This window comes from Micromonospora acroterricola, from assembly GCF_003172955.1.
GTDB classification, from domain to species: Bacteria; Actinomycetota; Actinomycetes; order Mycobacteriales; family Micromonosporaceae; genus Micromonospora; species Micromonospora acroterricola.
In genome coordinates this window covers 121,662-129,306 of the sequence record NZ_QGKR01000226.1, presented here as the reverse complement: position 1 = coordinate 129,306, position 7,645 = coordinate 121,662, and the positions used below count along the sequence as shown (strand labels likewise).

Genomic DNA, 7,645 nt, shown 5'->3' with positions numbered 1-7,645 from the left:
ACGATGCCCCACCGCCGCCGGATCATCGCCCGCGAGACCCCGCCCTCGGCTCCGCGGCGAGGACGGATCAAACCGGTGCGGGCGGATCGCCGCACCGTGATGTCGGCGCCCTCGTCGACGTAGCGCAGGCCCCGGCTCCCTGCCGCGGCGGGAAGCTGCCACTCTCCGTGGCTCGGCTCCTGTTGCAGACCGCCGCGATCAGTTCGATGATCCTCGGATCGCCCGGCGCCGCACCCAACAGCGCGGGTAGCCGGCCCCGACGGCGATCCGCGCGCGACGCGGGCCGACACGACGACCGCCTCGCCTCACGCGGGCCTAACGGGCACACCTCGGCGTTCACCGCGCACATGCCGCTCTTCCCGCACGTCGGCAGCCGTCCGGGCCGACCGAGGCGGCGATCCGGCCGGCTCCGGTGGAACCGGGACAGCACTGGGGCTGAGGCAACCCGGATTGTGGTGGCTGCGTCGTGAGCTGAGCCGGGGTCCGGTTGCACGTTGCCCGACAGCGGCAGCCCGCGTCAGGTTCGCGCGCCGCGGTGCGGCGTGTCCGCTGCAAGAGACCGGTCAGACCGGCCCTGGTCGCGCGGGCCGTGGCCCGCCCCTGACCAGATGTGTGTTTGCCCGCACATGTGTTGTCGGACAAATCATCTGCGCCATAGACTTCATGCCGGTCAACCGATCGCCGTCCTGGCGGTCGCTGGCCTTGCGGTCCCGGTGATCACCAGCCGGCAAGAGACCCCGTCGGCACCGGACCGCGTCCTCGAAAGGAGGCATCATGCGGATTCGCGCGGCGGTAGCCGAAGAAGCGTCGAAGCCGTTCGTCATCAAGGAACTCGACCTCGACGAGCCGAGGGCTGACGAGGTGCTCGTCAAGCTCGTCGCGACAGGCATCTGCCAGACCGACGCGCACGCGTGGCACGGACACGGCCCGGCTTCACTGCCGATCGTGCTCGGGCACGAGGGGTCGGGCATCGTCGAACGGGTCGGCCCGGGCGTCACCGATCTGCAGCCAGGCGATCACGTGGTCCTCTCATACCAGTCGTGCGGGCGCTGTGCGCAGTGCCTGAGGGGGCAGCCCGCCTACTGCGACCGTGCGGTGGACGCGAACTTCTCGGGGGCGCGCCTGGACGGCACCCGCGGACTGCGCCGGGTCGGCGCCGAGGGCGCCGGGGACGCCGAGGTGAACGGGCATTTCTTTGGCCAGTCCTCATTCGCCACGTACGCGCTCGCGACGGCGCGTAACACGGTGAAAGTCCCCGACGATGCGCCCCTGGAACTGCTGGGACCACTCGGCTGCGGCCTACAGACCGGAGCCGGGGCGGTGCTGAACTCGTTCCAGGTGCCGGCTGGCGCGTCCGTCGCCGTCTTCGGCGCCGGGGCGGTCGGGTTCGGCGCGCTGATGGCAGCGGTCGCCACCGGCGCCGGGACGGTGATCGCTGTGGACGTGAATCAACAGCGGCTCACCCTTGCCGAGGAGATGGGCGCCACCCACACCCTCGACGCGCGCCAGGTCGACGTGGCTGCGGAGATCAAACGTCTCACCGGACGCGGCGTCGACTTCGTGCTGGACACCACCGGTCGCGCCGACATGCTCAACCACGCGGTCGCCTCGCTGGCGCCCATGGGCCAGGTCGGGCTCGTCGCCGGCGGCAACCGGGACGCGACGGTCCCCGCGGCCAAGCTCGCACTCGGCATGTCGGTCCGCGGGATCGTTCAGGGCGATTCCATCCCGCAGCTGTTCATTCCGAAGTTGATCAAGCTGTACCAGTCCGGCCGGTTCCCCATCGATCGACTGGTTCGGTTCTACAAATTCGACGAGATCGACGAGGCGTTCGCCGCCGCGGCTCACGGCGACGTCATCAAGCCGGTCCTGCGATTCGCGGACTCCGGCAACTAGAGAGGTGAATCGACATGGTAGGTAAGTACGGCGAGTTCTACGCCGCCCAGAAGTGGGGCTTCCCCAAGGCCGTGGCCAGCGAGCACGCCCCCTCCCCCCAGCAGTTCATGCCCGAGCACATCAACGACCCGTCCTTCTACGAGAAGGGCTGGCACAAGGAGGAGCTGGGCGACGGCTTCTACTGGGTCACCAGCCCATCCGGGTACGAGGCCGCGTTCATGCTGACCGGTAACGGCGCCATCGTGATCGACGCACCGCCGCCGCTCGGCGAGAACATCTTCGCGGCGATCGAGTCCGTCAGCGACGAGCCGGTGACCCACCTGATCTACAGCCACTGGCACTCCGACCACATCGGCGCCGCCTCCATGTTCGGGCCGAAGGTCAAGATCATCGCCCACGACATCACTCGTGACCTGCTGGCCCGGTTCCCCGACCCGTACCGGCCGCTGCCCACCGAGACGTTCGCCACCGACGCGACGCTCGAGGTCAACGGCACCAAGCTCGAACTGTCCTACAAGGGCGCGGACCACTGCCCGGGCAACATCTACGTCTGGGCGCCCACCCAGAAGGTCCTCACCAAGATCGATATCGTCAGCCCGGGCTCGGTGGCGTTCATGCACGCCGACGCGTCGGAGAACATCAGTGGGTTCTACCAGGCCCACGACGACATCCTCTCGTACGACTTCAAGGCGCTCGTCGGCGGTCACATCACCCGATGGGGCACCCGTGAGGACGTGGAGGCGGCGCGCGAGTACTGGCACGACGTGCGTACGTTCGCCGACGAGGCGCTCAAGGAGATGAGCACCCGGGACGTGCTGGAGGGCTTCCATCACGGCATGGGCCGCGAGCACCGGCTCGTCGGCGCAGAGAACTTCATCAACTCGATGGTGAACTACATCGTGGACAGGACCCTCTCCAAGGTCACCTCCAACGGCCAGACGTGGCCGGAGCGGCTCGCCGGGGCCACCCCCTTCACCAAGTACCACGCGTACACCGTCATGGAGTCCTCCCGGACGGAGCGGACCCACCACGGCTACCAGCGGCGAGGGACCGGCGGCCCCTGGTACGTCGTCTGACACCTCGCCTCGGCGAGTGCCCGAGTGCGAGCGCACTCGGGCACCCGCCGGACCCGGCCGGGCCGAGACCGCGACGGCCAGCCGACCGTCGCGGCGCCCGGTCATGCGCTGCTCGTGTTGAAGAAGGTCCTTCATGCCGTCTGACCAAAAGATCCAGCCCACCCACCCACGAATCCTCCTGCTCGTCGTCCTGCTCGGCGTCTTCGCCTTCGCGTTGCTCCAGTCCCTGATCAATCCGGTCCTGCCCGTCCTGCAACGCGACCTGGGTACGACCCAGGGCTCGATCACCTGGGTCATGACCGCGTTCCTGCTGTCCGCTTCCGTCCTCACCCCGGTCCTCGGCCGGCTCGGAGACCGCTACGGCAAGGACCGCGTCCTCGTCGCATCGCTGACCGCCCTCGCCGTCGGGTCCGTCATCTCCGCCCTCGCGCCGAACATCGCCGTGATGGTCGTCGGCCGCGCCGTGCAGGGTGCCGGCGGGGGAGTCCTCCCCCTGACGTTCGGGATCATCCGCGACGAGATGCCACGGGAAAGGGTTCCCGGCGCCATCGGCATCACCGCGGCCCTCGCCGCGGTGGGCGGCGGAGTCGGCGTCGTCCTCTCAGGGCCACTCACCGATCTCTTCGGCACTCGGTCCCTGTTCTGGCTTCCCCTGCTTCTCGCGATCGCCGCCGCACTGGCGGTTCACCTCGTCGTCCCGCCCTCACCGGCCAGAAGCGACACCGGGATCAGCTGGCTGAGCGTCGCGCTGATGGCGGCTTGGCTGGTGGCCCTGCTCCTACCGCTGTCCCAAGGCCCGAGGTGGGGTTGGTCCTCCAACCTGGTAATCGGAATGCTGGCCGCCGCCGCCCTGCTCGCCGTCGGATGGACGCTCATCGAGCGGCGTTCCACCAGTCCCCTGGTCGACATCCGCATGATGCGCGTCACTGCCGTGTGGACCACCAACCTGGTCTCGTTGCTGTTCGGCGTCGTCCTCTTCTCGGTCATGGCCTTCCTGCCCACGTTCGTCCAGACCCCACCGGCGGCCGGATACGGGTTCGGCGTGAGTGTCACCCAGGCAGGACTTCTGTTGCTGCCGATGACGGCGTTGATGTTCGTCGCCGGGCTCGTCTCGGCGCGCCTGGTGAGGCGCCTCGGCCCTCGCGTCGTGCTCGTGGCGGCGTCGGCGCTGAACGTAGCCGCGGTCGCCGCGATCGCGTTTCAGCACGACCGACAGTGGCACGTACCGGTCGCCATGGGGTTGCTGGGCATCTCACTCGGGCTCGCCTTCGCCACGATGTCCAACGTCATCGCGGCCGCGGTCCGTCCGGACCAGACCGGAGTGGCCAACGGCGTGACCGCGAACGTTCGCACCATCGGTGGCGCGTTGGGGATAGCTGTGGTGGGCGGGACCGTCAGCACCCACACGCCGCCCGGTGGCCTGCCGACCGAGGTCGGTTACACCCTCGGTTTCGCCGTCCTGGGCATCGCCGGGACCGTCGCGCTCCTCACCTCCCTGCTGATCCCCCGACACCCTGGCCACACCTCCCACCCCTGACGCCAGAACCGTCCGAGACGGATGCATCTCTCGGCGCCCGCCTGGCGACCAGCTGAAGTTCGCCCTGCGGGAGACCGCGCGGCGACCACTGGGCGGACCGGGCTCGACATCGAGCGTCGGCCTCGACCGCCACGCACCAGAAATCCCCGCTGTTCCCGGAAGAAGGCACCATGCCAGCGCACCTGAGGCACCGTTCCTCCCAACCTCGAGACATCCTGACCGTCGTCCTGCTCAGCGTCTTCACGTTCGCGTTGCTTCAGTCCCTCATCAATCCGGTACTGCCGGCGCTACAGCGAGACCTACGGACGACGCAGAGCCTGGTCACCTGGGTCATGACCGCTTTCCTCCTGTCGGCCTCGGTCGCCACACCGCTGCTCGGTCGGCTCGGCGACCGGTACGGCAAGCACCTCGTGCTGGTCGGGTCGCTGATCGCCCTCGCCATCGGTTCGCTGATCTCCGCGATCGCGCCGAACATCGCGGTCATGGTCGTCGGCCGGGCCATCCAGGGCATCGGCGGCGGCGTCCTGCCCCTGGCCTTCGGGATCATCAGCGACGAGATGCCACGGGAGAGGATTCCCGGCGCCATCGGCGTCACCGCCGCCCTCACGGCGGTCGGCGGTGGGGCCGGCATCGCCCTGGCCGGGCCGCTCACCAGCCTCGCCGGCATCCGTTCCCTGTTCTGGATCCCGATGGTGCTGACCGCGGTCGCCGCGGTGATGGCTTACCGGGTGATCCCGCCCTCACCATTCCGCAGCGACACCGGCGTCAGCTGGCTCGCCTCGATCCTGTTGGCCGGTTGGCTGATCGCGCTCCTCGTACCGCTCACCCAGGCGTCCAGCAAGGGCTGGGCCTCCGGCATGGTGGTCGGACCGCTGATCGCCGCCGCGGTCCTCGCCGCGGTCTGGATCCTGACGGAGACACGGTCCGCGAGCCCGCTGGTCGACATGCGCATGCTGCGCAGCACCGCGGTGTGGGCCACCAACCTGGTCTCACTGTTGTTCGGCATCAGCCTCTTCGCGTCCATCGCGTTCCTTCCCGCGTTCGTCCAGACGCCACCCGAGAACGGGTACGGGTTCGGGGCGAGCGTCACCCAGGCGGGGCTGTTGCTGTTGCCGATCACGGCGACGATGTTCCTCGCCGGACTCGCCTCGGCACGCCTGACCGCGTCGTTCGGCCCCCGTCTGATCCTCGTTGCGGCGTCGGCGCTGAACGTCGGCTCGATCGCCATGCTCGCGTTCTGGCACGACCGGCAGTGGAAGGTCTCGGTGGCGATGGCACTGCTGGGCGTCTCGTTCGGCTCCGCCTTCTCCACGATGGCGAACATCATCGTGGCAACGGTCCGCCCCGACCAGACCGGCGTGGCCAACGGAGTGACCGCGAACGTCCGCACGATCGGCGGCTCGGTGGGCGTCGCCCTGATGGGCGGAATCATCAGCGCGCACACCCCGGCCGGCGGCACGCCCGGCGAGGCGGGCTACACCCTGGGGTTCGCTGCCCTGGGCATCGCCGGCGTCGTGGCCCTCCTCGCCGCACTGCTGACACCCGTCCGGATCTCCACCGGTTTCAGGAGCGGGTAGCGGTACGCACCGCCTCCGGCAGCACGGAGGGGTCGATACCCGAACATGTGTGATCAAGAATATTTTGGCCTACAACTCATATGTAACGCATACTAGATGCCGGAAATACAAAACCCAGGAGGAGCACCAGCCATGCGAAAGATCGACCAGATCTACCTCGACGGACAGTTCGTGACACCCCACGGGACCGAGCTGTTCCCCCTCTACAACCCGTCGACCGAAGAGCGGATCGGGGAAGTACGCCTCGCGGACGAGACGGACGCCCGGGCCGCGGTGGCGGCCGCCAAGCGCGCCTTCGTCAGCTTCTCGAAGACCACCAAGCAGGAGCGAATCGCCATCCTGAACCGCCTGAGCGCCTCGTTCACCGCGCGCCTCGACGACCTCAAGGCGGCCATGGTCGAGGAGTACGGCGCGGTACGCGGCATCGTCGACGGCCTCCTCCCCCTGGCGCCCGGGATGTTCGACGCAGCCGCCAAGCTCGTCGAGTCGTACGAGTTCACCAAGACCCGTGGTACGACCACAGTCGTCATGGAACCGCTCGGCGTCGCCGCGGTGATCACCCCGTGGAACCTCAACATCGTCTTCGTGGCGCAGAAGGTCGCGAACGCCATCGCCGCCGGGACCACCGTCGTCGTCAAGCCCAGCGAACTCAGCGCGATCCAGACGCAGATCATGACCGAGGCCTTCGACGCGGCGGACGTACCCGCCGGCGTGGTCAACATCGTCACCGGGCGCGGCGACGTGGTCGGCAACGTCCTGACGTCACACCCCGATGTAGCCAAGGTCAGCTTCATCGGGTCGACCGCGGTCGGCCAGCAGATCATGCGCAACGCCGCCGACACTTTCAAGCGCCTCACGCTCGAACTCGGCGGGAAGGGTCCGACCATCCTGCTCGACGACGCCGACCTCTCCTCCGCCGTCCCCGCGGCGCTCGCCTCCGGGTTCCTGAACAACGGCCAGACCTGCTTCGCCGGCACACGGATCCTCGCCCCGCAGAGCAGGCTCGACGAGGTCCACGAGGCCATCGAGTCCGCCATGTCCGCGTTCAAGGTCGGCGACCCGCAGGACCCGACGACCGGCGTCGGACCCGTGGTCAGCCAGCAGCAGTTCGACCGCGTCCAGAGCTACATCCGCCTCGGCCAGGAGGAAGGCGCACGACTGCTGAGCGGCGGCGAAGGCCGGCCCGAGGGCCTTGATAAGGGCTGGTTCGTCAAGCCCACCATCTTCACGGGCGTCACCAACCAGATGCGCATCGCCCGCGAGGAGATCTTCGGCCCCGTTCTCGTCGTCATTCCCTTCGAGGACGACGACGAGGCGATCAGCATCGCCAACGACACCCCCTACGGGCTACAGGCACACGTCTTCTCCGGCGACCCGGAGCGGGCGCAGCGCGTCGCCCGGCAGGTGGAGGCGGGCACGGTCCTCATCAACCGAATCTTCAGTGACCCGGAGGCGCCGTTCGGCGGGACGAAGCAGTCCGGCATCGGTCGCGAGCACAGCGTCTACGGACTTGAGGCGAACCTCGAACCGCGTGCCATCACCAGCTAGATTGCTCGGAT

5 protein-coding genes are annotated in these 7,645 nt (G+C 68.5%); all 5 read left to right on the top strand.

What is annotated here, in order from left to right; genetic code table 11:
- The first annotated feature begins 774 nt into the window (after positions 1-774).
- The 5 genes from DKT68_RS20000 (at position 775) to DKT68_RS19980 (ending at position 7,634) form a co-directional block, all read left to right on the top strand.
- Positions 775-1,896, top strand: a complete 1,122-nt coding sequence (locus DKT68_RS20000) for an NAD(P)-dependent alcohol dehydrogenase (protein ID WP_109818916.1) — start codon at positions 775-777, stop codon at positions 1,894-1,896.
- A 14-nt stretch (positions 1,897-1,910) separates the two neighbouring features.
- Positions 1,911-2,972, top strand: coding sequence for an MBL fold metallo-hydrolase (locus tag DKT68_RS19995; RefSeq protein ID WP_201749113.1), 1,062 nt, complete (start codon positions 1,911-1,913; stop codon positions 2,970-2,972).
- Between the two features lie 133 nt (positions 2,973-3,105).
- Positions 3,106-4,509: an MFS transporter gene (locus DKT68_RS19990; RefSeq protein ID WP_109818915.1), complete on the top strand. Its 1,404-nt coding sequence runs from the start codon at positions 3,106-3,108 to the stop codon at positions 4,507-4,509.
- 170 nt (positions 4,510-4,679) lie between these two features.
- The gene (locus tag DKT68_RS19985) at positions 4,680-6,086 is read left to right on the top strand and encodes an MFS transporter (RefSeq protein WP_109818914.1); all 1,407 of its coding nucleotides are present in this window, start codon (positions 4,680-4,682) and stop codon (positions 6,084-6,086) included.
- 132 nt (positions 6,087-6,218) lie between these two features.
- Positions 6,219-7,634: an aldehyde dehydrogenase family protein gene (locus tag DKT68_RS19980; protein ID WP_109818913.1), complete on the top strand. Its 1,416-nt coding sequence runs from the start codon at positions 6,219-6,221 to the stop codon at positions 7,632-7,634.
- Positions 7,635-7,645 lie beyond the last annotated feature (11 nt).